Genomic DNA, 25,882 nt, shown 5'->3' with positions numbered 1-25,882 from the left:
CCGAGACATGACGTCTGCTCAGATGGCTTGTCCATCGAGATCGGGGTGATAACATGCCGTTGTCGCGCGTTTCTCTGTATGTGCAAGCAATACATAAGGAAAGCCGAGGCATGTCAATGTTCGTATCGAAGCGAGCCGCTGCTGTTGCCCCGAGCCACGCCAGCGTCTATCAGGAAGCCATTCTTCCCAAGGTATCGCGAACGTTTGCACTGACGATACCGCAACTACCGCCCGCGCTTCGCGAGGCGGTAGCCAATGCGTATCTGCTCTGCCGCATCGCCGATACCATCGAGGACGAACCCACCCTCTCCATCGAAGAGAAGGGTTTCTACGAGAACGCGTTCGTCGATGCGGTCACCGGCCGCACCGATCCCCGGCCTTTCGCCGATGAACTGGGGCCCAAGCTTTCCGAAGCCACCTCCGCGAGCGAGCGCGAGCTGCTGCTCCAGTTGCCGCTGGTGCTGGAGATCACCCATTCGCTCAATCCGAACCAGCGCGCGGCCATCGTCGACTGCCTGCGCGTGATGTCGCATGGCATGCACGATTTTCAGCGCGTGGTCGGCCTCCAGGGGCTGGCGACACTGCGCGACATGGATCGTTACTGTTATTGCGTGGCAGGCGTGGTCGGCGAAATGCTCACCCGCATGCTCATCGATTTCGAGCCCAGCCTGGCGCCACAGTCGAAGCTGCTGATGCGGCTTGCCGTGTCGTTCGGCCAGGGGCTGCAGATGACCAACATCCTCAAGGACCAGTGGGAGGATCGCAGCCACGGCGTGTGCTGGTTGCCGCAGGACGTATTCGCGCGCCGCGGCGTGCAATTGCAGGAGCTTCGCCCCGGCGAGCAGGACGACAACTATGCCAAGGCGATGATCGAACTCATTGGCGTGGCGCACTCGCATCTTTGCCGCGCGGTCGAATACACGCTCATCGTGCCTGCCAGGCACGCCGGCTTTCGACGCTTCTGCCTGTGGAGCATCGGCCTGGCCGTGCTGACCTTGCGCAACTTGCAGGATCGGCTGGACTTCTCGTCCGGCACGCAGATCAAGGTGTCGCGCACCGCGGTGGCCCAGACCATGGGACTGACCCGGCTTACCGACCGCTACGACAACGGTGTGCGCTGGCTGTTCGCCGCGGCGGCGCGCAAGCTGCCACTGACGCCGCTCTCACCGGAATGGGACGAGCCCCGCGACCCGCCGTTCGTCCGCCCCCGGCGCGTGGCTTCGTATGTGAACGGCATCGACGCCAACGACGCGCGCACGCTATGACCGACCGCCCCGCTCCCGCCGATACCGTGGTCGACCTGGAGCAGCGCCGGCGGGAGCCTTTGACGACCCGGCTGGACCAGGCGATCGATCGCGCGCGCAAGGCATTGCTTGCACGCCAGCAGGCGGATGGCCACTGGTGCTTCGAGTTCGAGACCGACTGCACCATTTCCGCCGAATACATCCTGATGATGCACTTCCTCGACGAGATCGACGATGTGCTGCAGGAGAAGCTGGCTCGCTACATCCGGCTCAAGCAGCGGCAGGATACGCACGGCGGCTGGCCGCTGTACCAGGACGGCGCCATCGACCTGTCCTGCACCGTGAAGGCGTATTACGCACTCAAGGCCGCGGGCGACGATGCCGATGCGCCGCATATGCGCCGCGCGCGCGAGGCGATCCTTGCACTGGGCGGCGCGGCCAAAAGCAATGTGTTCACCCGCATCCTGCTGGCGATGTTCGAACAGGTGCCGTGGCGCGCGGCGCCGTATGTTCCCGTGGAAATCATGCTGTTCCCGCGCTGGGCACCGTTCCACCTCGACAAGGTGTCGTACTGGGCGCGCGGCACCATGGTGCCGCTGTTCATCCTGTGCTCGCTCAAGGCGCAGGCACGCAATCCGCGACAGGTCGGCGTGCGCGAACTGTTCGTGACGCCACCCGAGCAGGAGCGGCACTATTTCACCGCCTCCGGATTCACCAGCAAGCTCTTCCTGGCGCTGGACAAGCTCGGTCGCGCCTGCGATCCGCTGGTGCCTCGCGCCTTGCGGCGCAGGGCCGTAAAGAAGGCCGAACAATGGTTCCTGCCGCGCCTCAACGGCGAGGATGGCCTCGGGGCGATCTTTCCGCCCATGGTCAACGCGCTCGAAGCGATGGACCTGCTTGGCTACGCCAAGGATCACCCTGCTCGTGCCACCTGCCTCAAGGCCTTGCAGAAGCTGATCGTGTACCGCGACGACGGCACCGCCTATTGCCAACCCTGCGTGTCTCCCGTTTGGGATACCGGCTGGGCGACCATGGCGCTGTTGCGCGCATCCGACGACAGCACCACCCAGGCCGCCGTGACGCGCGCGCTGGACTGGCTGGCCCCGTTGCAGGAACTTGAACTCAAGGGCGACTGGGCCGTGCAGGCACCGCAGCTGCGCCCGGGTGGCTGGGCCTTCCAGTACGCCAATGCCTACTATCCCGATCTCGACGACACCGCACTGGTCGCCGGCCTGATGCACGTCGCCATGCCGGACATGCCACCGGACCACCCTTACCGCGCGCGCATCGAACGCGCCGCCGACTGGCTGGTGGGCATGCAGTCGGACAATGGCGGCTTCGCGGCCTTCGACCGCAACAACACCCACTACCACATCAACCAGATTCCCTTCGCCGACCACGGCGCCATGCTCGACCCGCCCACCGAAGACGTATCGGGCCGGGTACTCGCTTGCCTGGGCGTGCTCAAGCGCGAGCAGGATCGCGAAGCGATCGCACGCTGCGTCGACTACCTGCGACGCGTGCAGCAACCGGATGGCTCCTACTGGGGCCGCTGGGGCACCAACTATATCTATGGCACCTGGTCGGTGCTGGCCGGCCTGGCACTGGTGGGCGAGGACATGAGCCAGCCGTGGATACGCAAATCCATCGACTGGCTGAAATCCAGGCAACACCCTGATGGTGGCTGGGGCGAAACCAACGACAGCTACTACGACCCCGCCTTGCGCGGCAGCAACCACGGCGTCAGCACCGCGCACAGCACGGCCTGGGCCCTGCTCGGCCTGCTTGCCGCCGGCGAATACGCGTGCGGCGCGGTACGCCGCGGCATCCAGTGGCTGCTCGACGACCAGCAGGAAAGCGGCGAGCGTGAAGCCGGGCTGTGGTATCACTCCAGCTACAACGCGCCGGGCTTTCCCCGCGTGTTCTTCCTCAAGTACCACGGTTACACCGCGTATTTCCCTTTGTGGGCGCTGACCCGCTATCGACGGCTGATGCAATCGGCCCAGGCCCGGGCCACGCAGTGAATCTTCATTCGGTAGGCATCGTGACCGCCCTGGCCGCCGAAGCCAGGACACTGACCCCACAGCCACTGCGGCCACGGCAGCTGATCGCGCTCGGCGACGGCTGCGGCCTGTGGCTGAGCGGCATGGGACCCGAGGCGGCGCGCGAGGCGGCACTGGGCCTGGCGGATGCCGGCGCCACGGCGCTGGCCGTATTCGGCGTGGCTGGCGCACTGGCGCCTGGCGTGCACAGTGGCACCCTGCTCTGCCCTGCCTGCGTCATCGATGAGCGCGGCAACGATTACCACCCCGCACCGGCCTGGCGCGAACAGCTGCAGCGGTGCCTCACCGCTTCATCGGTGCCGTTCATGGCGGGCGGCAGCTTGCTCAGCCTGCCGGAACCACTGCTCAACGCCACCGCGAAGATGGCCATGCGCCAACGTCACATGGCGGTGGCCGTGGATATGGAAAGCGCCGCCGTAGCGGCGGTGGCCAGCGAACGGCGACTGCCCTTTGTGGTGTTGCGCGCCATCATCGATGAGCACGACGACGACATTCCGGCCGCCTTGCAAGCCGGCATCGATGCATGGGGACGGCCGCGTCCGCTGGACATGCTGGCGCTCTTGGGTCGACATCCCGGCCTGTTGGCGCACGTGCCCAGCCTGTCCCGCCGCATGCGCAAGGCGACGCGCGCGTTGCGCACGGCGGCGACGGCGGCGGGCATGAATCTGGGCCGTACGGCGCAGGGGGCCTGCTAGTCTTGAAACATGCGTTTCGGATGTCAGGCCAAGCCTCGACGTGCACCAGGTCGAATCGATACTTAGGAGAGACGACGGCGTGTTCAAAGCGATCCATTACGCCCTGGTACGGCTGGTCGACCAAAGTGGCCGCCACCCACTCATCGTGTTGCTGCTGGCGGCGCTGCTTACGGTGGTCAGCCTGTACGGCACCTCCACTCACCTGAGTATCGACACGGATTCCGACCACCTGTTTTCCGCGCAATTGCCGTGGCGGCAACAGAGCCTGGCCTTCGCCCGCCAGTTTCCCCAGTTCAGCGACACCCTCACCGCCGTGGTACGCGCGCCCACGGCGGAAGAGGCACGCACCACCGCGCAGGCGCTGCGCGAGAAGCTGGCGGCCGATCACGTTCATTTCCATTCGGCGACCACGCCGGGCATCAGTCCGTTCCTCAATCGCGAAGGCCTGTTGCTGCTGCCGCCCGACGAGCTGTCCGGCGTGCTGGACACCATGCTGCAAGCCCAGCCGCTGCTGGGACCATTGGCGACCGATCCATCGGCGCGGGGCCTGTTCAAGGGCATCGACCTGATGGTGGAAGGCGTGCGGCGCGGCATGGCCGACGACCTGTCCTCTTACGATGCCGCGCTGGGCAATGTGGCACAGACGCTGGAGGACGCCCGCGCCGGACACGCGTCGCCACTGTCCTGGCAGGCGCTGCTGACGCCCAGGCTGGTGGGCACCAACGGCGGCCAGGAGTTCGTGCTGATCCATCCGGTGCTGCACCACAACGTGCTTGAGCCGGGACAGGAAGCCACCCAGGCGATGCTGCGCATCGCCGCCGAATTGCCCGGCGTGAAGTCGGGACGCGTGCGCGTGAATTACACCGGGTCGGTGCCGCTGGCGGACGAGGAATTCGCCTCGCTGACCGATCGCGCCGGCCCCATCGCCCTGGGCAGCAGCGTGGTGCTGATCATCTGGCTGGTGCTGGCGCTGGGCTCGTGGCGCCTGATCGTGCCGGTGTTGCTCACGCTGATCGTGGGGCTGATCTACACCCTGGGCTTTGCGGCGTTTGCGGTGGGCCGCCTGAATCTCGTCTCGGTGGCGTTCGCGGTGTTGTTCGTGGGCCTGGCGGTGGATTTCGGCATCCAGTTCGGCGTGCGCCTGCATGCCAGGCAATACAGCGATCGCGCCTTCGCCGACTCCCTGCACGAGACGGCCAACCGCGTCGTCAGCCAGATCGGCCTGGCCGCGCTGGCGACCTCCTGCGGCTTCCTCGCCTTCGCTCCCACCGACTTCACCGGGGTGGCCGAGCTGGGCATCATCGCCGGCGTGGGCATGCTGCTGGCCTTGCTGTGCACCATGACGTTGCTGCCCGCCCTGCTGGCCCTGCTGAGCAAAGGCTCGCGGCATGCCGAGGTGGCACTGCCGGGTGGCGCCGAGGCTGATCGCTGGCTGGAGCGGCATCGCAAGGGCGTGCTGATCGTCTTTGCCCTGGCGGGCGTGGTGGGCCTGTGGGCCGCCATCACCATCCCCTTCGATGCCAATCCGCTGCATACCAAGCGAAGCGACACCGAAGCCATGCGCACGCTGACGTCGCTGATGGACGATCCCACCACCAATCCGTTCACCATGGACATGCTGGTCAGCGACCTGCCCGCGGCGCGCCGCCTCAGCGAGCAGCTGGGAAAGCTGCCCGAGGTGGCGCAGGTGGTATCCGGCGCCGATTTCATTCCCGATCAGCAGTCCGACAAGCTGGAGCAGCTGCAGCAGGCATCCGACCTGATGTATGCGGTGCTCAATCCCGGCGAGAAGGCGGCAGCGCCGAGCTACGCCGACATGCGCGAGGCGGCCCGCGACACCAGCGAGGGCATCGCCAGCGTCGCCGACAAGCTGGCCCCCAGTTCGCCGTTGCGGCGCATCGGCAAGGCACTGGGTCTTCTGGCCCAAGGCTCCGACGCCGAGATGGCGACCGCCAACCAGGCCCTGACCGAATTCCTGCCCTATACGCTCAACCAGCTGGGTGATTCGCTGTCCGCCGAACCCATCACGCTGCAGAGCCTGCCGGCCGACCTGCGGCGGGACTGGTTCACCGCCGATGGCCAGGTACGCGTGCAGGCGACGCCCACCGCGCAAGCGCAGAACACTGCCGGCCTGCGCCGGTTCGTCTCGGCCGTGCAGCGCGTGGCGCCGCAGGCGGTGGGTTCGGCAGTGGACACCATCAAGGCGGCCGACACAATCCTCGATGCCTTCCGCGCGGCGGCCATCTACGCCACGCTGGCCATCGGCGTGGTGCTGGCCCTGGTGCTACGACGCTTGCGCGACGTCAGCCTGGTGCTGGCCACGCTGCTGATGTCATCGCTGTTGACGGCGCTGCTGGCGCGACTGTTCGGCATCTCGATCAACTTCGCCAACATCATCGCGCTGCCCTTGCTGCTGGGCGTAGGCGTGTCGTTCAACATCTACTTCGTGATGAACTGGCACAACGGCATGCGGCAGTTTTTGGGATCGCCGGTGGCGCGCGCCATCCTGTTCTCGGCGCTGACCACCGGCACGGCGTTTGGCAGCCTGGCGATTGCCCGTCACCCGGGCACCGCGAGCATGGGCTCGGTGTTGATGCTGAGCCTGCTGGCGGTGCTGCTGTCGACCTTCGCCTTCCTGCCCGCCGTGCTGTACGCGATCTCGCCGCGCGATCCCGCCAAGACCAGGCATTGATCGCATTCGCCCATTCCCTCACCCGTCGGAGCTTCCCGCATGCGTCGTTACCGCCGTTTCGGAATCATCACCCTCGCCATGGCTGGCATGGTCGTCAGCATGGCCGCCAGCGCCCATGCCATCCTGGTGGACAGCTCGCCCAAGGCCAATGGCAGCGTGCCGGCCGGCCACACGGCACTGACGCTCAAGTACAACAGCAAGATTGACCAGGGCCGCTCGAAACTGGTGCTGGTGGCGCCGGATCACAGCGAAACGCCGCTGGCCATCGCCAACAACGCCGACAAGCCCAGTGAGCTGGACAGCACGGCCGACCTCAAGCCTGGCGCCTATGTGATCCACTGGCAGGCGCTTGCGCTGGACGGACACATCACCCGCGGCGACCTGGCATTCACGGTCACCCAGCCGTAGGCCGACATACCTCGCAACGCCCATCCATCCTGATCGCCACCGCTAACCATGGGGTGTTTCCGTGAGCCTGCTCGTCGATATCTTCGGATATCTCAGCATCATCCTGCATGGCCTGGTCATCGTCGCGCAATCGATGATGCTGGGCGGCCTGCTGTTCCTGGTTTTCCTGCTGCATCCGTTGCTACCTATGCTGACGCAGGGCGACGTGCTGGAACAACGCGTGCTGCGCCTCACCCGCTGGAGCGCGCTCGGCCTGGTCATCGCCGAACTGGCCAGCACGGGCCTGCAGGTATCGGTGCTGATGTCGACCGTGGAGCTGCCGTTCTCCAACGTGATGCAGGCGTCGTTCGCGCTCTCCGGCGTGGTGAAGGCGCTGAGCGCCCTGCTGATTTTCATCGGTCTTCGGCGCGGGATCCTGGCCGGGCGCGTTTCGCGCGCACTGCTGCTGTGCGTCGGCCTGGTCGAGCTGGCTTCCGCCACGCTCACCACGCATGCCTACGCGCGACTGGGTGACAACGCCCTGCTGCTGGTCGTCGAGGGGCTGCACCAGTTCGGCGCGGCCATATGGATCGGCGCCATTCCCAGCTTCGTGCTGGTGCTGCGCCAGCTGCAGGATGCCGAAGGCCTGCGCGCGGTCGGCGCGCGCTTTTCACGCATGTCGATGATCGGTGTCGCCTGCATCCTGCTTTCGGGCATCACCATGTGCGTGTTCTATATCGGCGACCTGCCCGGCTTCTACGGCACCGCCTATGGCGTGATGGTCGGCGCCAAGATCGCCATGTTCCTGGCACTGCTGGCGCTGGGCTTGGGCAACTTCATGGTGACCGAGCGGCTGCGCAAACGGCAGGACGCGCCGGTCATCCGCTTGCGCCGTTTTGCCGAGGTGGAAATCGGCATCGGCTTCACCATTTTCTTTGCGGCGGCATCACTCACCTCGGTGCCGCCCGCGATCGACCTCACCACCGATCGCGTGAGCCTGCACGAAATCGCCGTGCGCAATGCACCGTCATGGCCCAGGCTCAGCTCACCCGACCACGGCAGCCTCGCCATCTCGCAGCTGCAGGCCCAGCTGGACCAGGACGCAGCACGCAGCCACCAAGTGGCCCAATCCGCCACGGTGCCGGGCTCGGGCGTGTTGCCGCCGCGCAATGCGGAGGACATTGCGTGGTCGGAATACAACCATCACTGGGCCGGCATCTTCGTGCTGCTGATCGGCCTGCTGGCCCTGCTCAATCGCGCGGGCATGCGCTGGGCCCGGCACTGGCCGCTGCTGTTCCTGGCCATGGCCGGTTTTCTGCTGGTGCGCTCCGACCCGGAGGTGTGGCCGCTGGGCAGCGAAGGATTCTGGGCGGCATGGCGCGATGTGGAAGTGGCCCAGCATCGCTTCTTCGTGCTGCTGATCCTGCTGTTCGGCGCCTTCGAATGGTCGGTGCGCACCGGCCGCTTGCGCAACGAGAAAGCCGCGCTGGTGTTTCCGCTGTTGGTGGCGGTGGGCGGCGCGATGCTGCTCACCCACAGCCACCAGATCTCCAACGTCAAGGATCAGATGCTGATCGAGCTGACCCACACGCCCCTCGCCCTCGCCGGCGTGGCGGCGGGCTGGGCGCGCTGGCTGGAGCTGCGCCTGCCGGGGCGTGGCGGGCGCATCGCCGGCGCGGTATGGCCAGTGTGCTTCATGCTGATCGGCATGATCCTGCTGTGGTATCGCGAAGCCTGAATTCGCGCGCTTCCCGGCAAGGCGATCTCAACGAACGCGGTGGACGATCATCTCGACCAGCGCGTCCAGATGCGCCGCCTGGCGCCCAAGCGGCGCCAGCGCCGCGTGCGCGCGATCGCCCAGCTGCCGGGCCAGTTCGCGTGATGCGTCGAGGCCCAGCAGCGACACATAGGTGGGCTTGTGGTCCTGGGCATCCTTGCCTGGCGTCTTGCCCAGCGTGGCGGCGTCGGTGGTGACGTCCAGCACATCATCGACCACCTGGAAGGCCAGGCCGACGGCGCGCTGATAATCATCCAGGGCGGAGCGCACCTCGGGCGCCAGCGGCACCGTCCCGCTGTGCGCACCCATGAACACGGCGGCGCGCAGCAAGGCACCGGTCTTCATGCGATGCATGCGCTCCAGTTCATCGCGCGGCAGTACATGACCGACGCTGGCCAGGTCGATGGCCTGGCCGCCTACCAATCCCTGCGAACTGCTGGCCCGGGCAAGCTCCTGCAGCAGGGCCACCCGCTGGGTCGCCGATACCGCCAGCTCCCCGATCACCACGAAAGCCTCCGCCTGCAGTGCATCGCCCACCAGCACGGCCACCGCCTCGCCATAGCGCACGTGCACGGTGGGCTGGCCACGCCGCAGCAAGTCGTTGTCCATCGCCGGCAAGTCGTCATGCACCAGCGAATAGGCGTGGATCATTTCGATCGCGCTGGCGACGCCATCGAGCACGACAGGCTCGGCGCCCACCAGTTCGCCCGCCGCGTGGCAAAGCAAGGCGCGCAGGCGCTTGCCGCCACCCATGGTCGCGTAGCGCATCGCCTCGTGCAGCGTCGCCGGAGGAATGTCGGCAGCGGGCAGGTACCTGTCCAGCGCGCGCTCGGTGCGCTCGACGATCGCCGGCAGCCAGGTATCGAGCGGCTCTGGGGCCGAATCCAACGAGCCTGGCCACAACTGCAGGACTTCACTCACGACGATCCTCCGCTAATGAATGGCGACCTGCCTCACCCGATGGGCAGGCAAGTCATGAATGATCTGCTGCGCCATGGCGCGCGCGCGGCCATCGGCTGCCAGGATGTCGTCGAGCTGATGATGCTCGGCCAGCGCCGGCAAGCGCTCCAGTACTTCCTCGACGACCATGGCGATTTCGGTGAAGCGAATCTGCTCCTGCAGAAAGGCCTCCACGGCGATTTCGTTGGCGGCATTGAGCGTCACGCTGGCCCCGCAGCCGTCACGCAATACCTCCAGCGCAAGGCGCAGGCAAGGGAAGCGCACCAGGTCCGGCGCGGTGAAACTGAGATGGGCCAGGCGCGTCAGATCCAGCGGCGCCACGCCCGAGTCGATGCGCTCGGGGTACGCCAGCGCATGGGCGATGGGCGTGCGCATATCGGGGCGCCCCATCTGCGCCAGCACCGACTGATCCGCGTAGGCCACCATCGAATGGATCACGCTCTGCGGGTGAATGACCACTTCGATGCGCTCGGCCGGCATGTCGAACAGCCAGCGCGCCTCGATCACTTCCAGCCCCTTGTTCATCATGGTGGCCGAATCGACCGAGATCTTGCGTCCCATCACCCAGTTGGGATGGGCACAGGCCTGGTCGGGCGTGATGTCGTCGAGGCTATCCAGCGCACGCGTGAGAAACGGGCCGCCGGATGCCGTGAGAATCAGCCGCTCGACGCCGCCGCCGTCACCCAGGCACTGGAAGATCGCATTGTGCTCGCTATCCAGTGGCAGCAAGGTGGCGCCGCATTCGGCAACGGTGCGCATGAACAGCATGCCCGACATGACCAGGGCTTCCTTGTTCGCCAGCAGGATCTTCTTGCCGGCACGGGCGGCCGCCAGCGACGAAGGCAGCCCCGCCGCACCGACGATGGCCGCCACCACGGTATCGCAGTCGTCCGCGCTGGCGGCGGCGCACAACGCGGCCGGGCCATGGGCCACCTCGGTGCGCAATTGGGCGGAACGCAGCTGGGCTTCGAGACGGGCGGCATCCCCGGGGCCACTGACCACCACAAGACGGGGATGAAACGCGAGGCACTGCTCGAACAGCCGGTCGATGCGTCGATGCGCGGTAAGCGTCACCACCTCGAAGCGTTCGGGATGGCGCGCAACCACATCCAGCGTGCTGCCGCCAATCGAACCGGTGGAGCCGAGGATGGCGAGACGTTGCCGGCCATGACTTGCCTTGCGCTCGCTCATCCAACGACCTCCAGTTCGACTGGCAAGGGGAAAACCGCCTTCTCCCGGCGACCATCCATCGGCACCAGCTCGACCGGAGCCAACCGGCGCAGGGCATCGATGACGTCGTTGACCGATGCCTCCGGTGCCGAAGCCCCGGCCGTCAGTCCCACGCGGCGCGCACCGCTGACCCATTCCGGGCGCAGCTCGCTGCCGTCGGCGAGCAGGTAGCTGGGCAAGCCGGCCTCGGCGGCAATCTCCTGCAACCGTCGCGAGTTGGAACTGTTGGGAGAACCCACCACCAGCATCACGTCGACCTGCCCCATGAGTTCGCGCACGGCGCCCTGGCGATTTTGCGTGGCGTAGCAGATATCGCCGACATCCGGCCCAATCAGCCCGGGGAAGCGGCGCGTAAGCACTTCGATGATGCGGTGCGTGTCGTCCACGCTCAACGTGGTCTGCGAGATGTACGCCAGTGGCGTGTCCGCCGGCAGGTCGAGCGCCTCGGCCTCGGCAACACTCTGCACCAGCACCACGGTGCCGGGAATCTGATCCATGGTGCCGACCACCTCGGGATGACCGGCATGCCCGATCAGCAGCACCGTGCGCCCTTCCGCCGCGTAGCGACGACCCTGGCCGTGCACCTTGCTCACCAGCGGACAGGTGGCATCGAGCACCTGCAGCTGGCGCCGCCGCGCCAATGCCTCCACCGAACGCCCCACGCCATGAGCGCTGAAGATGGCATGCGCGCCTTCGGGCACGTCGACGAGATCCTCGACGAACACCGCGCCCTTGCGCCGGAGGTCATCCACCACATGCCGGTTGTGCACGATTTCGTGATGCACGTAGACCGGCGCCCCGAAACGCTGCAGTGCGCGCTCCACGATATCGATGGCGCGCACCACGCCGGCGCAGAAACCACGGGGCTGGGCGAGCAGCACCTTCATAGCGAACGCACCTCCCGTGTCGCCGGCACCGCTCCATAAGACGTCACGGCGGGCTCGCCAGCCTGGGCCTTCATGCGATCGACGAAGCGCAGGATCGACGCGCGGATACCGTCCGCATCGAGCCCGTAGTGATTGAGCAAGGCGGCCGGATCACCATGCTCGATGAATTCATCCGGCAGCCCCAGGCGCAGCACCGGGACTCCCAGGCCCGCGTCGGCCAGGCATTCCAGACAGGCCGAGCCGGCACCGCCTTGCAGGCAGCCCTCCTCCACCGTCACCAGCACATCGTGGGTCCGCGCGAGCTGGTGCACCAGGGCCTCGTCCAATGGCTTGACGAAGCGCATATTGGCGACCGTGGCGTCCAGCGCTTCCGCAGCGGCAAGGCTCGGCGCCACCATGGTGCCGAACGCCAGGATCGCCACCCGCCGGCCCGCCAGCGCACCGCCATGACGGCGCACTTCGCCCTTGCCGATGGGCAGCGCCGTCATCTCCGCCACGGTGGCGACGCCCGGGCCGTTGCCGCGCGGATAACGCACCGCGCACGGCCCTTCGTAGCCAACTGCGGTATGCAGCATCTGCCGGCATTCGTTCTCGTCGGAGGCCGCCATCACCACCATGTTGGGCACGCAGCGCAGATAGGCCAGATCGAAAGCACCCATATGGGTGGCGCCATCGGCGCCGACGATGCCGGCGCGATCGATGGCGAAGGTCACCGGCAGGTTCTGCAAGGCCACGTCATGGATAAGCTGGTCGTAGCCGCGCTGCAGGAAGGTGGAATAGATCGCCACCACCGGGCGCAAGCCTTCCGTCGCCAACCCGGCGGCAAAGGTCACCGCATGCTGCTCGGCAATGGCCACGTCGAAGTAGCGTTCTGGAAAGCGCTGCTCGAAGGCCACCAGCCCGGAGCCCTCGCGCATCGCCGGCGTAATCGCCACGATGCGCGGGTCGCGCTCCGCCTCGTCGCACAGCCACTCGGAAAAGACCTGGACATAGCTCTTGCGGGCCGGCTTGACGGCCACCAGCCCCACCGCGGGATCGAACTTGCCGGGGCCGTGATACTGGATGGGGTCGGCCTCGGCAAGCTTGTAGCCATGCCCTTTCTGGGTGACCACATGCAGGAACTGCGGCCCCTGCATATGGCGCAGGCGCTGCATGGCCGGAATCAGCTCATCAAGGTTGTGGCCATCGATGGGGCCGGTGTAGTTGAAGCCGAATTCCTCGAACAGCGTCGCCGGCACCAGCATGCCCTTCACCTGCGACTCCAGGCGGCGGGCCAGATGCCTGATCGGCGGCAACGTGCGCAGTGCGTACTGCACGCCCTGCCTTGCCTGCTGATAGAAACGGCCGGCGATCAGCCGACCGAAGTAATGGCGCAAGGCGCCCACCGGCGGCGAGATCGACATGTCGTTGTCGTTGAGCACCACCAGCAGCGGCATGTCCTCGGCGATGCCTGCGTTGTTCATGGCCTCGAACGCCATGCCCGCGCTCAGCGCGCCGTCGCCGATCACCGCAATGCTGTGCCGCTGTTCGCCGTTGATGCGCGCCGCATGGGCCATGCCCAGCGCAGCGGAAATGGAGGTGCTCGAATGCGCGGTACCGAAGCTGTCGTAGATCGACTCGCTGCGGCGGGGAAAGCCGGAGATGCCACCGAGCTGGCGGATGTGCGCCATGTCGTCACGACGACCGGTAAGAATCTTATGCGGGTAAGACTGGTGCCCGACATCCCAGACCAGGCGATCCTGGGGTGTATCGAACACGTAGTGCAGCGCAATGGCCAGTTCCACGCTGCCCAGGTTGGATGACAGGTGACCGCCGGTTTTCGACACGCTTTCAAGAATGAAGGCGCGCAACTCACTCGCCAAACGGTGCAGCGCAGGCATGTCGAGCCTGCGCAAATCGGTGGGCGAATTGATCGTTCGCAGCAAATCGTACACGACGGACTCTCCTCGGGGCTGCCGGAGTCTTCTGCAGTCGTTTTAGTTTTGCACTTGCGCCGGCCCTGGCAACCTCATCCGATCAGCATCGGCAGCGCGCATGTCCGTTCGCGCTGCCGCGGAAAAACTATAGCAGCTGCCATCGTGCCGATGTCTCGCGCCGATTCATCGTGCGGCGCTCGACCTTCCGCTATCTTTCAACAAACGCGCGTTCAATCACATAGTCACCCGGCTCGCGCGTGCGCGGCGAGGCCTGGAAGCCGCGACCGTCCAGCAACGCGCATGTATCGTCCAGCATCGACGGGCTGCCACACAGCATCACCCGGTCGGTGTCCGGGTTCAGCGGAGGCAACCCGGCAGCCTCATTCATCAGGCCGTCGGCGATGGCGTCGGTAAGCCGGCCGCGATGACGGAACGGTTCACGCGTGACGCTGGGATAGTAAACCAGCTTCTCCCGCACCAGTTCACCCAGCAATTCGTGCTGCGGCAGCCGGTGTTCCAGGTACTGGGCGTAGACGAGATCGCTGACGTGGCGCACACCATGGGCCAGCACGATCTTGTCGAACCGCTGGTAGGTTTCCGGATCGCGCACGATGCTCAGGAACGGCGCCAGGCCGGTGCCGGTGCCCAGCAGATACAGATGCTTGCCCGGTCGCAGGTCGCTGAGCACCAGCGTGCCGGTCGGCTTGCGACTGACGATGATGGGGTCGCCCGGCTTCAGGAGTTGCAGTCGCGACGTCAGCGGGCCGTTGGGCACCTTGATGCTGACGAACTCCAGGTGTTCCTCGTAGTTCGCGCTGGCAATGGAGTAGGCGCGCAACAACGGGCGTCCCTCCACCTCCAGGCCGATCATCACGAAGTGGCCGCTATCGAACCGGAAGCTCTGGTCCCGCGTCGTGCGAAAGCTGAAAAGACTGTCGTTCCAGTGGTGCACGTCGATCACGTGCTCCGTCGCCAATGCCACCATGACGGTCACCCTTCGAATAGGAGGGAAGGTTTACGGAGAAGCAGTGGAAAGTCGGCCTGTCGCCGGCATGCGCCGCCAACTGCGGTGGTCGCGCACGATCACCGGCGCCTGCCCGGACAGGGGTTGGCATGACAGATACGCGCCTGGCAAGTCCGGTCATTTCCACCTTCGAGTACGTCGCGTGGGCAGAACCTAAGGGTCGTGCGCAAATCCGGCTGCCCACCTGCAGGCAGTCATGGTCTTGGTACAAGTTATGGCAGGCAAAAGTCAATCTTGCGGCGCGGCTAGCACACGCGCTTCATGCGTGACGTGAAGAGCCCCGGATGACCAGGGCGTCATCCCTGCGGGCCACCTTGGAACCGGCGTGCCCACCCCCAATGATCATGTGTATCCACCACGCTTGAGGGGTTCTTCCATGGAATACCGGCATTTGGGTGCATCGGGCTTCAAGGTTCCGGTGCTCAGCTTTGGCACGGGCACGTTCGGCGGCAAAGGCGAATTCTTCGGTGCGTGGGGCAGCACCGATGTGGCGGAGGCCAAGCGCCTGGTCGACATCTGTCTCGATGCGGGACTGACCATGTTCGACAGCGCGGACGTCTATTCCGATGGCGCCGCCGAATCCGTGCTGGGTGGCGCCATCAAGGGGCGTCGCGACCGCGTGCTGATCTCCACCAAGGCCACCTTCCGCGCGAGCGAAAACCCAAACGACGTGGGTTCTTCGCGCTTTCACCTGCTCAAGGCCTGCGATGCCGCGCTCAAGCGCCTGGGCACGGACTATATCGACCTGTTCCAGCTGCACGGCTTCGATGCCCTCACGCCGCCGGAAGAAACGCTCTCCACGCTCGACGACCTGGTGCGCGCCGGCAAGATCCGCTACGTCGGCGTTTCCAATTTCTCCGGCTGGCACTTGATGAAGTCGCTGGCCGTCGCCGACCGCTACGGCTACCCGCGCTACATCGCCAACCAGGCGTACTACTCGCTGATCGGTCGCGACTACGAGTGGGAGCTGATGCCGCTGGGCCTGGACCAGGGCGTGGGCGCGGTGGTGTGGAGTCCGCTGGGCTGGGGCCGACTCACCGGCAAGCTGCGCCGTGGCGCGCCCCTGCCCGCGCAGAGCCGCCTGCACGCCACCGCGGACAAGGGGCCGCCGGTGGCCGACGAGTACCTCTACCGCGTGATCGATGCGCTGGACGAGGTGGCCGCCGAAACCGGCAAGAGCGTGCCGCAGATCGCCCTGAACTGGCTGCTGCAGCGCCCCACCGTAGCCACCGTGGTGATCGGTGCGCGCAACGAGGAACAACTGCGCCAGAACCTGGGCGCCGTGGGCTGGAACCTGACGCCCGCGCAGGTGGCGAAGCTGGATGCCGCCAGCGAAGTCGCGCCGGCCTATCCCTACTGGCATCAACGCGGCTCCGCCGAGATCAACCCGCCGCCGGTTTGACGGCGACGGGCGGCATGGGTCACGCCGCGTTGAGCGCGGCGTCGACCATGTGCTGCGCTTCCTGCAGCAGCGACTGCAGGTGCGCTTCGTCCTTGAAGCTTTCGGCGTAGATCTTGTAGATGTCCTCGGTGCCCGAGGGGCGCGCGGCAAACCATCCGTTGGCCGACACCACCTTGATGCCGCCGATCGGCGCGCCATTGCCCGGAGCGCGATCGAGCACGCTTTCAATCTTCTCGCCAGCCAGCTCGGTGCTACTGACCTGCTGCGGCGAAAGCTTGGAAAGCCTGGCCTTCTGCTCCACCGTGGCGGGCGCGTCGACCCGTTCCGACAACGGGCGCCCCAGTTCGTCGGTCAACTTGCGGTACAGCTCGCCCGGATCGCGACCGGTGCGCGCGGTGATTTCGGCGGACATCAGCGCCGAGGCAATGCCGTCCTTGTCGGTGCTCCACACCGAGCCGTCGCGGCGCAGGAACGACGCACCGGCGCTCTCCTCACCGCCGAAGCCCAGCGAGCCGTCGAACAGGCCATCCACAAACCATTTGAAACCCACCGGCACTTCATACAGCCGGCGACCGATGCGACGGGCCACGCGATCGATCAACGCACTGCTCACCAGCGTCTTGCCCACTGCCGCATCGGCACGCCACTGCGGGCGGTGCTGGAACAGGTAATCGACCAGTACCGACAGGTAGTGATTGGGCAGCAACAAGCCGCTGCTGCGCGTCACGATGCCATGGCGGTCATGGTCGGTGTCGCAGGCGAATGCCACGTCGTACTGGCTCCTCAGTTCGATCAGGCGCTGCATCGCATGGGAAGAGGACGGATCCATGCGGATCTTGCCGTCCCAGTCCACGCTCATGAAGCGGAAGGTGGGATCCACCTCATCGCTCACCACGGTCAGGTCGATGCCGTAGCGCTCGGCGATCGGCGCCCAGTAGTGCACCCCCGAGCCGCCCAGCGGATCGACGCCCAGGTGCACGCCGCTGCCGCGGATCGCGTCGAAGTCCACCACCTGGCCGAGGTCGCCCACGTAGGCATCGATGAAGTCGTGCTCATGCGTGGTCGATGCACGCAGCGCCTGCGCGAACGGCACGCGGCGCACGTCGCGCAGGCCGCCCTCGATCAGGGCATTGGCACGCTTCTGGATCCAGCCGGTAACGTCGGTATCAGCCGGGCCGCCGTTGGGCGGGTTGTACTTGAAGCCGCCACCATCCGGCGGGTTGTGCGACGGCGTGACCACGATGCCGTCAGCCAGGCCACCGCTGCGTCCCCGGTTGTAGGTGAGAATGGCATGCGAAATCGCCGGCGTCGGCGTGTATTCGCCCCCCTTGGCGATCAGGGTTTCCACGCCGTTGGCGGCCAGCACCTCCAGCGCGCTTTCAAAGGCCGGTTGCGACAAGGCATGCGTATCGATGCCGATATACAGCGGACCATCGATGCCCTTGTCCTTGCGGTACTCGCAGATCGCCTGGGTGATCGCCAGCACATGCCACTCGTTGAAGCTGCGCTCGAACGAACTGCCACGATGCCCCGAGGTGCCGAACGCCACGCGCTGCGCCGGCACGGCCGGGTCGGGGCGCAGATCAGCATAGGCGTCGCGCAGCCGGGATACGTCCACCCACAGCGATTCGGGGGCCGGCTTGCCGGCCAGCGGGCTGATTCGGGCGCTCATGGGTGCACCTTGCCGATCGTCGACGGGAGGCACGGGAGGAGGCGGGAAGGATTCGTCATGCGATGGCGCGCTGTGGGAGAAAACGAGCATTGACCACCGCCTCACCCGCCGGTGTCAATACCGCCAGCGTCAGCGCAGCTGGCTATCCTTGCTGCCACGCCGGTTGTAGCCGCTGAACGCGGCCTGCTGATCGCGCACTTCCTGGCAGCCCACGCACAAGCGCACGCCGGGCACCGCCTGGCGCCGTGCCGTAGGTATGGGCGCGGCGCATTCCTCGCAGTGGGTCAGGCTGGGCCCCTGGTTGAGCTGGCTGCGCGCGCGCTTCACCGCGTCCTCGACCGTGGCATCGATCTGATCCTGCACCGCGTTGTCGCCAGCCCAGCCCGTCGCCATGGTCGCCTCCGTTATTGCGCCTCGTCGGGCGCAAGCGCCGCGGCCTCGCCGGACCGCGCATTTCTACCCATATGGGGATGCCATGGGCGACTTCCATGTTTCAAGGTAGCTCGCCCATCCATGCATTCAGCCTACGGCGCGCGATCGGGAGCTGGCGCTGCGACGCCCCGTTGACAACGGGCCGGCTAGAACGCGCTGGACGAATCACGCAGACCACCCCGCCCAGCCACGGCGGGATCACTTGCCGCGAAACCACCAGGAGTGTCGTCATGTCCCTCGCCACCGCGCTGCTCACCCCCGCCGATTGCGCCCTGCTGCTGATCGACCAGCAGGCCGGGCTGGCCTTTGGGGTGGGCTCGATCGATCGACAGGTGCTGCTGAACAACACGGTGGCGCTGGCGCGCACGGCCGCGGTGTTCGGCCTGCCCGTCGTCGCGTCCACATCGGCATCGAAGGTCTACAGCGGCCCGCTGATGCCCGCGATACATGCCGCCATTCCCGACGTGCAACCCATCGAGCGACGCAACATGAATGTGTGGGAGGACGCCTCGGCGCAGGCGGCCGTGGTCGCTACCGGCCGCAAGCGGCTATTGATCTCGGGCCTGCTGAGCGAGGCCTGCGTGACTTTCTGCGCACTCTCCGCGCTGGCCGACGGCTATGACGTGCTGGTCGTGGCCGACGCCTGTGGCGGCCTGACCGCCACCAGCCACGAACTCGCCCTGCGCCGGCTGGAAGCGGCCGGCGTCAAGCTGACTTCGTGGATCCAGGTACTGCTGGAATTGCAGCGCGACTGGACCCGCCACGAAACCTATGACGGCGCACGCGCCATCGTCGAATCGTACGGCGGCGGCTACGGCATCGGGCTGGCCTATGCGCGGGACATGATCCACCCCGTATAAGGCGGACCATGGCGATGCGCCGTACCGGTCAGCGTGCCCCATCCTTGATGGCCGAAGCCTGCGGCGGCTGCGCGGAAGACACTTCCGCCACATCGGCGCTACCGTCGAAACCGCCGCCAAGCGCCTCGATCAATCGCACCGAGATATCGGTCTGCTCGCTCTGCAGCAAGGCGAGCCGCTGCTGCGCCGCCAGCAACTGCTGGCGACTGGTGAGCGGCGTCAGCGGTCCCTTCAGGCCGCCCTTGTAGGCCTTCATGGCGTCATCCCAGCTTTTCTGGGCATCGTCCACCGAGCGCTTCTCGAGCACGATCTGCTCGCGCACCGAGGACAGCGCGGATACCTCGTCGGAGACATCATTCAAGGCGCTGACCAGCAAGCCGTTGTAGCGCGCCACCAGCGCATCGTAGTCGGCATCGGCCATCGCCAGCTGGGCACGGCGGCGACCGCCGTCGAAGATCGGCAGGCTGAGCGCCGGGCCAAATGCATACGTGCGTGCGGGCAACTGCAGCACATTGGTGCTGCCACCCACCGCGATGACGCCGGCCATGGCGCTCAGGCTGATATTGGGCAGGAACTCGGTCTTGGCGGCCTTGACGTTCTTGTTGGCGGCCTCGATCTCCCAGCGCGCGGCGACCAGGTCGGCGCGACGACCCACCAGGTCCACCGGCAACTTGTCGGGCAGCACGGCCGGGCCGCGGTCGAGCATGTGCGGCCGGTCGATCGCCAGGCCACGATCAGGCCCCTGCCCCAGCAGGATCGAAAGACTGCTGCGCGCGGCGTCGATGGCACGGTCCGCGGCGACCTTCTGCTGCTCGGCGCCGGCTACCTGCGAATCGGCCAGGTGTTCCTGTTGAGGCGTGCCAAGACCGCCTGCGACCAAGCGGCGCGTAACTTCCAGCGTCTGGCTGGCGCGCTGCAGCTCGGCCTCGGCCACATCCTTCTGGGCAAACGCATAACCGAGGCGCACATAGGCACGCGCCACGTTGACCGACAGCTGGATGCGCGCTGCGTGTGCATCGATCTGCGCGGCACGGCTACGGCCAAGCGCCGCTTCCCAGGCGTCACGCTTGCCGCCCCACAGGTCGAGATCCCAGGAAAAACCGGCGGTGACCGATTTGCTCCAGGCAAACGTGCCGATGGCGTACTCGGGATAGACCGGGTCCTTGCCGGACAGTCGCGCACCGATGACCGATGCATCCAACTGCCCTTGCGGCTGGCGGCCGGCGTTGTAGCTGTCTGCCACCGCCTGCGCCTGGCGCGCGCGCGCTTGGGCCTGGTCGAGGCTGGGATTGTTCTTCAGCGCCTCATCGATCAGCGCGGTGAGCTGCGGATCGCCAAAGCCCACCCACCAATCCTGCTCGGGCCACGCAGTCGGGCTGAGCTGCGTATCGGCCAGGCTTTGCTGCGATTTGAGCGACCCCGGGTCGGTCAGCTTGCCCGTGGTATGCAGCCCTCGGCTGGTGGCGCAGCCAGCCAAAACAACACAGAACGCAATGGCGGCGGGAAGTGCGACAGGACGCATGGCGGGGATCATCCAGAAAGTGAAACAGACAGTCGGTGCGTGCCAACCTGTTTCGCTATCGATCAAACTGACAACGAGCTCTGGCTCGGATAGTCGACATCGGCACAGGCCCGGGGACGACCTGGCGTGGAGCAGGAAAGCATGCGCGTTGGCGATTATATCGCGTGCCATGCGGTGAACGCACCGCGAAGGGATGCCATGGAAGCCAATACCGCCTTCTACTTAGGTCCAATTGCACCCATGCATCGATTCCCCTGCATCGGCCCGGCTCAACCAGCGTCGCCGGACACAAGGCGGCATGCTTGCGAACATGCGTCTCTCGATGCCCCCTCGCCCCGGCGAGGTCCACACAGGAGCTTCACACCATGCCGCGCGTCTCGTTCGCCACCGTCGTATCCACCGACAGCAACTATCTTCATCGCATCCATGCCGGCCACTTCGCCATGGATGCCGATGAGCCCGCCAAGCTGGGCGGCCAAGGCGCCGGCCCGGCGCCCTTCGATTACTACCTGGCCTCGCTCGCCGCCTGCACGGCCATCACCCTGCGCATGTATGCGCAGCACAAGGGCTGGGAACTGGGCCAGTTTCGCGCCGAACTGGAGCTGATACGCGACGAGAACGATCGACTGCATGTGCGCCGCACCCTGCATTCGGACCAGCCCCTGAGCGACGATCAATGGCAACGCCTGCTGGACATCGTCGCCAACACTCCGGTGACCAAGGCCATGCGCGAAGGCGTGGACATCACCAGCACGCGGGGCGATGGCAGCCCGTTGGGCTGATCGCCCGGCATTCCGCTAGACACAACCGCGCCTCGGCGCAAGTATTCGCGATGCGCCATAATGCGACGCCCTTCACCGGAACATCACCGGACCTCGTGCGACATTTCCACGAATGGCCGGCAACGCAGCAGGTTTCTGACTGGGCAGGGCGAAAAGCGCGGTGCGACCGCCAATGCGCTCACACACCCTCCAGCCCATCGAGCCGGAGGGAAATGCAGCTAGCACGGGGAAGGACACTATGGGGGTTGGGACGGGACTGCGTGCCTGGAGTCGGCAAGTGGCTGTCAGTGGCGCCTATGCGCTCTGCTACCTGTTGCTGCGGGAGGTGTCGGTCTCGCACTGGAACCTGCCGGCAGGATTGCGCATCGCCTGCCTGCTGCTGTTTCCCTATCGCTACTGGCCTGCCCTGATCGTTGGCGAGTTCATTCCCGTCGGCTATCACGCCTGGCACAACCAGGACGAGTTCGGCTGGCGCTGGGCTGCCCTGGCGGCCATTCCGCCGATTCTCCTGCTGGCTCCGGTGATTGCCTGGTGTCGCCCCCACGCACGCCTGCTGCGAAGCGCTCACCAGATCAATGCGGCGACGTTGCTGACCATGACGCTGATCGGCGCCCTGCTCACCACCTGCGGCAATGTAGCGGCGCTCGCGGCCGTGCAACTGCCTGCCGGTGAAGCCGCACCCGACATCAATGCCCATGTGCTGCTCGGTTATTTCCTTGGCAATTACCTGGGCGCGCTCGCCATTGCCCCTACCGCCACCGCGCTGTATCTGTGGGTTGTGGAAAACCGAAACGAGTCGATCGGCGCCGCGCTCTGGCAAAGCCAGCTGGCCCGGGATTGCCTGGTGGGCGTAATACTGCCGCTGCTGGTGCTTATGTGCCTGGCCTTTTCCAGCCAGGGCGACGGCACGCAGGTATTCCGCATCGCGATGTTCCTGCCGGTGGTATGGCTGACCTCGCGCCACGGCTGGCAAGGGGCGGCGCTGGGCGGAACCCTGGCGAGCACCGCCGTCACCCTCACCTCGGCCATGGTTCGTGATCCGGCGGTGATCCAGGCGCAGGCGCTTATCGCCTTCGCCATCACTACGCTGCTCATGCTCGGCACGCGCATCGGACATCAGGCTCACTTCGACCGCGCCGACCGCATGGATACGCTGCGCGGCCTGCAGCTGGCGCAACAAGGCCTTTATCTGGAAGAATTGCGCCTGCGCCAGGCGGCCGATGCACTCGAACACATCGGGCACAACATCCGCGAAAGCCAGAATCGCCTGCTCGACAGCCTGCGTCACGTGCTGCCGGCCAGCGAGGAGCGCACTTATTCCCGGCAGGCGGCACTGGCACAACACGAAATGCATCGACTCGCCAACGCACTCTACCCTCGCGGCTGGCGCGAACGCGGCGTACCCGCCACCCTGCGCGAAGGGCCCTTCGCCCAGGCGGTGCATATGGCCGGAGCCAGTTATCGTTGCGACCTGTCGGGGCGCGGCCTCAGCCAACTGGCACCCGACGTCCACATGGCGCTTTATCGGCTGGCCTGCGAAGTGCTGGTGTACGTGCTTTCGCGCGCGCCCGCGCAGCACATCCACCTGCAGGTGCGCGGCGGCTACACCGACGGACGACGCTGGGTGGTCATGCGCATTACCAGCGAACGTCCGGCATCTGCCGATGAGCAGGCCGTACCGTCGCCGGAATCGTGGAAGCAGGCCATGACCCTGCTGGGCGCCAGCGGCCTGGGCATTGCCACCATTCGCGACCGCGCGCAGATCTATGGCGGCAACGTGCATCTGCGCGATCGCCCCCAGGGCTTGTCGGTGACGCTGCTGCTGCACGATTCGCTGCGCGCCGTGCCGCTCAACCGGGGCGCCTCCGTCTAGAAGCGCCCCGGCGATCTACCGTGGCATGAATCAGTCAGAGCGCGAGCTGCATTCGATCGGGTCCTTGCAGTCGCCATTGGCCGTGAACACCTGCGTCGTGCCGTCCGCCTGCGGCACCACCAGCACCTTCACCGAGGCATCCTGATACACGATCTCACCGGCCGCGGTGCTGGCCGGTGCTGGCAGCGGCTGCTGCGGGGTAGCGAGGCGCGAGGCGTCGATACCGATGGGAAGGCCCAGGAAACTGCCGGACGAGGTGGCGAACGCTGCGCGCACCTTGCCGCCCAGATCGTTGATCTGGATGTAACGGATACCGTCCCGCTCAAAGACATAGACATGCCAGTGCGGGCTCGCACTGACATCCGTGGCGCTGGGCCACGACTGGCCCAGTCCGGTTGACGGCGGACCGCCAGCGGCCATCGCGCTGGTCGATGCCACGATCACGGCCAACAGGCCCATCGCCGCAAGGCGGCCAGGCCAACGACTCGATGCATGCTGCATGCGTTTTCCCTCCATAGCCCACTCCTCATCATCCAGGGATGCCAGAGGCATCCGTCCCTTTTTGCAGGGTCCGGCAACCTCCTGGCTGCCGGACTACCCGAATGTGCCCTAGTTGCAGGGAGCGACGTAAGTGCCCGGCGACCTCTCACCGGAAGGCCCTACGCCAATGACCGGGCAAGCGGCCACATGCCATTTCACGGAATCGTCATGAATCGTCACTAGCGTGGCGGACGAAACAAAACCCAGCCGACGACAAGCGTCGACGGCGCTGCGAGCGCATGTGACCGCCGACTCAACGTCAAGACTGGCGCAATTGTTCGAGGAACAGCACGCCACGCTCCATCGCTACTTCCTCAAGCGCACGCCCCACACCTGGGATGCGCAGGATCTCGTACAAGAGCTTTACCTGCGCCTGCTGCGCACCGATCGCGCCGGCATGGGCGAGATCCAGAACCCCGAAGCCTATCTGTTCACCGTGGCGGCGAATCTGGTGAAAGAGCACGCGGCTCGGCGGCAACGCCATCCGCTCGGCAGCGACGAGCTGGAATTAGTGATCGAACGGCTGTCCACGCCATGTGACGCCGCCGCCGGGATTGACCGCGCGCTTCGGCGCCAGCGGCTCGCCGACATCCTCGGCCGGCTGACGCCCAAATGCCGAGCCGTACTGGTGATGCACTACCGCGACGAGCTGGGCTATCGCGAAATTGGTGAAAAACTGCAGATTTCCTCGCACATGGTGAAGAAGTACATCGTCAAGGCGCTGGCCACGTGCCGCCTCGGTATGGCTCGCTATGACTGAACTGACCCGCCATCGCCAAGCGGCCGATCACCAGCGGCGCGTTACCGAGCAGGCCGCCAGCTGGTATCTCGACCAGCGCGAAGGCATGCAGGAACCGCAGCAGGCCGAATTCATGGCCTGGCTGCGCCTGTCGCCGCTGCACGTGTCCGAATACCTGGCCATCGCACGCCTGCATGGCGACCTTGCCGCCGCTGCCGCGCTGGACCCACTCGACAGCCATCAATTATCTGCATTGGCGGCCAGCGAGCCGGCCGTGGTGCCACTGCGACCTGGCGTACGGACCACGCCACCGGGCATGTCCAAGCCCGGCCGTCGCTGGTGGCATTGGGCTTCGCAGGCCGCGGCCGCTGCCCTGGTGCTTGCCCTTGGGGCGGCGGCATCGCTGCAACCGCCGCTGCGCGCCTGGGATGCCTATGCATCGGGTGCCGATGCATTGCGCAGCGTGGACCTGCCGGATGGCACGCGGATACAGCTCGATCGCGGCAGCCTGCTGACCGTGCGCTTCGATGCGCATCGACGCCTTGTCGACGTGTGGCAGGGTGGAGCGCTGTTCGATGTCGGGCACGACGCGTCCCGTCCCCTGCTGGTGCAGGTCGATGCCAGTGTGCTGCAGGATATCGGTACGGTCTTCGACGCGCATCGATCCGGCGATGGCGCACGCGTCACCGTGGTCAGCGGCAGGGTCAAGCTGTGGCAATGCACTGACCTTGCCTGCTCCATGCCCGCTGCCTCCGCTCGCAAGCGGCCCGTTGCCGACTTGTTCGCAGGTGAACAGGCAAGCGTGCACAAGGATGGCTCGCTGGACTTGATCGACAGGCATGCCAACCTCGCGTTGAGCACCTCATGGCTACCGACGGACATCCAGTTCGAACATGCCAGCGTGGCCGAGGTGGCACGCCGCTTCAATGCCTACAGCGTCCGCCCCCTGCGCATCGACGACGCCGATATCGGCGCCCTGCGCATCTCGGGGCGCTTCCACGCCCGCGACATGGAGGCATTCATCGCCTATCTGCGAACCATGCCTGGCGTCCATGTGGTCAGGGGCGCGAACGACATCCAGGTAATCGGCACGAACCGCCTGGCATCGGGTACGCGACCACTGTAAGAAAAAATTCATCGAAATAGCGGTACCCGATGATGCCGCCGCGCACTCGTAGAGGGTCA

Annotated in this window: 21 protein-coding genes; 12 read left to right on the top strand and 9 right to left on the bottom strand. The window is 66.1% G+C overall.

The window, feature by feature from the left end; all coding sequences use genetic code 11:
* Window positions 1-110: 110 nt before the first annotated feature.
* The 6 genes from MJ606_RS06695 to MJ606_RS06670 all read left to right on the top strand — a co-directional run bounded on the left by MJ606_RS06695 (window position 111) and on the right by MJ606_RS06670 (window position 8,819).
* Window positions 111-1,265, top strand: coding sequence for a phytoene/squalene synthase family protein (locus tag MJ606_RS06695; protein ID WP_243048672.1), 1,155 nt, complete (start codon window positions 111-113; stop codon window positions 1,263-1,265).
* The gene (gene shc / locus MJ606_RS06690; protein WP_243048671.1) at window positions 1,262-3,268 is read left to right on the top strand and encodes a squalene--hopene cyclase; all 2,007 of its coding nucleotides are present in this window, start codon (window positions 1,262-1,264) and stop codon (window positions 3,266-3,268) included. The genes MJ606_RS06695 and shc overlap by 4 nt, the downstream gene beginning before the upstream one ends.
* 20 nt (window positions 3,269-3,288) lie before the next feature.
* On the top strand, window positions 3,289-4,002 hold the full coding sequence (locus MJ606_RS06685) for a purine and other phosphorylase-like protein, family 1 (protein ID WP_243048670.1): 714 nt from the start codon (window positions 3,289-3,291) through the stop codon (window positions 4,000-4,002).
* 79 nt (window positions 4,003-4,081) lie between these two features.
* Window positions 4,082-6,694: an MMPL family transporter gene (locus tag MJ606_RS06680; RefSeq protein ID WP_243048669.1), complete on the top strand. Its 2,613-nt coding sequence runs from the start codon at window positions 4,082-4,084 to the stop codon at window positions 6,692-6,694.
* A 39-nt stretch (window positions 6,695-6,733) separates the two neighbouring features.
* A complete protein-coding gene (locus tag MJ606_RS06675) occupies window positions 6,734-7,102 on the top strand; it encodes a copper resistance CopC family protein (RefSeq protein ID WP_243048668.1) in 369 nt (122 codons plus the stop codon).
* 61 nt (window positions 7,103-7,163) lie between these two features.
* Window positions 7,164-8,819 (top strand): CopD family protein, encoded by a 1,656-nt coding sequence (locus tag MJ606_RS06670; RefSeq protein WP_243048667.1) that lies wholly within the window; start codon window positions 7,164-7,166, stop codon window positions 8,817-8,819.
* Window positions 8,820-8,846: 27 nt separating this feature from the next.
* On the opposite strand, the gene MJ606_RS06665 is transcribed toward MJ606_RS06670, so the two are convergent.
* From MJ606_RS06665 to MJ606_RS06645, 5 genes are all read right to left on the bottom strand, one after another.
* A complete protein-coding gene (locus MJ606_RS06665; protein WP_243048666.1) occupies window positions 8,847-9,779 on the bottom strand; it encodes a farnesyl diphosphate synthase in 933 nt (310 codons plus the stop codon).
* Between the two features lie 12 nt (window positions 9,780-9,791).
* Window positions 9,792-11,009: a 1-deoxy-D-xylulose-5-phosphate reductoisomerase gene (ispC, locus tag MJ606_RS06660; RefSeq protein ID WP_243048665.1), complete on the bottom strand. Its 1,218-nt coding sequence runs from the start codon at window positions 11,007-11,009 to the stop codon at window positions 9,792-9,794.
* Window positions 11,006-11,935: a 4-hydroxy-3-methylbut-2-enyl diphosphate reductase gene (gene ispH / locus MJ606_RS06655; protein ID WP_243048664.1), complete on the bottom strand. Its 930-nt coding sequence runs from the start codon at window positions 11,933-11,935 to the stop codon at window positions 11,006-11,008. Before ispH ends, ispC begins: the two co-directional genes overlap by 4 nt.
* Entirely contained in the window at window positions 11,932-13,869 is a 1,938-nt protein-coding gene (gene dxs, locus MJ606_RS06650; protein ID WP_343214800.1) for a 1-deoxy-D-xylulose-5-phosphate synthase, read from the bottom strand. Before dxs ends, ispH begins: the two co-directional genes overlap by 4 nt.
* 190 nt (window positions 13,870-14,059) lie before the next feature.
* Window positions 14,060-14,836, bottom strand: a complete 777-nt coding sequence (locus MJ606_RS06645) for a ferredoxin--NADP reductase (protein WP_243048663.1) — start codon at window positions 14,834-14,836, stop codon at window positions 14,060-14,062.
* Between the two features lie 415 nt (window positions 14,837-15,251).
* Between MJ606_RS06645 and MJ606_RS06640 the strand changes: the two genes are divergently transcribed.
* On the top strand, window positions 15,252-16,277 hold the full coding sequence (locus tag MJ606_RS06640; RefSeq protein ID WP_243048662.1) for an aldo/keto reductase: 1,026 nt from the start codon (window positions 15,252-15,254) through the stop codon (window positions 16,275-16,277).
* Window positions 16,278-16,296: 19 nt separating this feature from the next.
* On the opposite strand, the gene pgm is transcribed toward MJ606_RS06640, so the two are convergent.
* A complete protein-coding gene (pgm, locus tag MJ606_RS06635) occupies window positions 16,297-17,949 on the bottom strand; it encodes a phosphoglucomutase (alpha-D-glucose-1,6-bisphosphate-dependent) (protein ID WP_243048661.1) in 1,653 nt (550 codons plus the stop codon).
* Window positions 17,950-18,078: 129 nt separating this feature from the next.
* On the bottom strand, window positions 18,079-18,342 hold the full coding sequence (locus MJ606_RS06630; protein ID WP_243048660.1) for a DksA/TraR family C4-type zinc finger protein: 264 nt from the start codon (window positions 18,340-18,342) through the stop codon (window positions 18,079-18,081).
* Between the two features lie 269 nt (window positions 18,343-18,611).
* On the opposite strand from MJ606_RS06630, the gene MJ606_RS06625 reads away from it, so the two are divergent.
* On the top strand, window positions 18,612-19,241 hold the full coding sequence (locus tag MJ606_RS06625) for a hydrolase (protein ID WP_243048659.1): 630 nt from the start codon (window positions 18,612-18,614) through the stop codon (window positions 19,239-19,241).
* A gap of 28 nt (window positions 19,242-19,269) precedes the next feature.
* Here the strand turns inward: MJ606_RS06625 and MJ606_RS06620 are convergent, their stop codons facing one another.
* Complete coding sequence (locus MJ606_RS06620; RefSeq protein WP_243048658.1) at window positions 19,270-20,763, bottom strand: efflux transporter outer membrane subunit; 1,494 nt, start codon at window positions 20,761-20,763, stop codon at window positions 19,270-19,272.
* Between the two features lie 365 nt (window positions 20,764-21,128).
* Between MJ606_RS06620 and MJ606_RS06615 the strand changes: the two genes are divergently transcribed.
* Both MJ606_RS06615 and MJ606_RS06610 read left to right on the top strand, forming a co-directional pair.
* Window positions 21,129-21,545, top strand: coding sequence for an OsmC family protein (locus tag MJ606_RS06615; RefSeq protein WP_243048657.1), 417 nt, complete (start codon window positions 21,129-21,131; stop codon window positions 21,543-21,545).
* Between the two features lie 277 nt (window positions 21,546-21,822).
* The gene (locus MJ606_RS06610; RefSeq protein WP_243048656.1) at window positions 21,823-23,418 is read left to right on the top strand and encodes an MASE1 domain-containing protein; all 1,596 of its coding nucleotides are present in this window, start codon (window positions 21,823-21,825) and stop codon (window positions 23,416-23,418) included.
* Between the two features lie 30 nt (window positions 23,419-23,448).
* Here the strand turns inward: MJ606_RS06610 and MJ606_RS06605 are convergent, their stop codons facing one another.
* Window positions 23,449-23,919: a hypothetical protein gene (locus tag MJ606_RS06605; RefSeq protein WP_243048655.1), complete on the bottom strand. Its 471-nt coding sequence runs from the start codon at window positions 23,917-23,919 to the stop codon at window positions 23,449-23,451.
* Window positions 23,920-24,199: 280 nt separating this feature from the next.
* On the opposite strand from MJ606_RS06605, the gene MJ606_RS06600 reads away from it, so the two are divergent.
* On the top strand, window positions 24,200-24,718 hold the full coding sequence (locus MJ606_RS06600; RefSeq protein ID WP_243048654.1) for an RNA polymerase sigma factor: 519 nt from the start codon (window positions 24,200-24,202) through the stop codon (window positions 24,716-24,718).
* The gene (locus MJ606_RS06595) at window positions 24,711-25,823 is read left to right on the top strand and encodes a FecR domain-containing protein (RefSeq protein WP_243048653.1); all 1,113 of its coding nucleotides are present in this window, start codon (window positions 24,711-24,713) and stop codon (window positions 25,821-25,823) included. The genes MJ606_RS06600 and MJ606_RS06595 overlap by 8 nt, the downstream gene beginning before the upstream one ends.
* Window positions 25,824-25,882 lie beyond the last annotated feature (59 nt).

Source organism: Dyella sp. RRB7 (genome assembly GCF_022761115.1).
In the GTDB taxonomy this organism is placed as follows: Bacteria; Pseudomonadota; Gammaproteobacteria; order Xanthomonadales; family Rhodanobacteraceae; genus Dyella.
The sequence above is the reverse complement of the archived record's forward strand: the minus strand, read 5'-3'. Positions and strand labels throughout refer to the sequence as shown.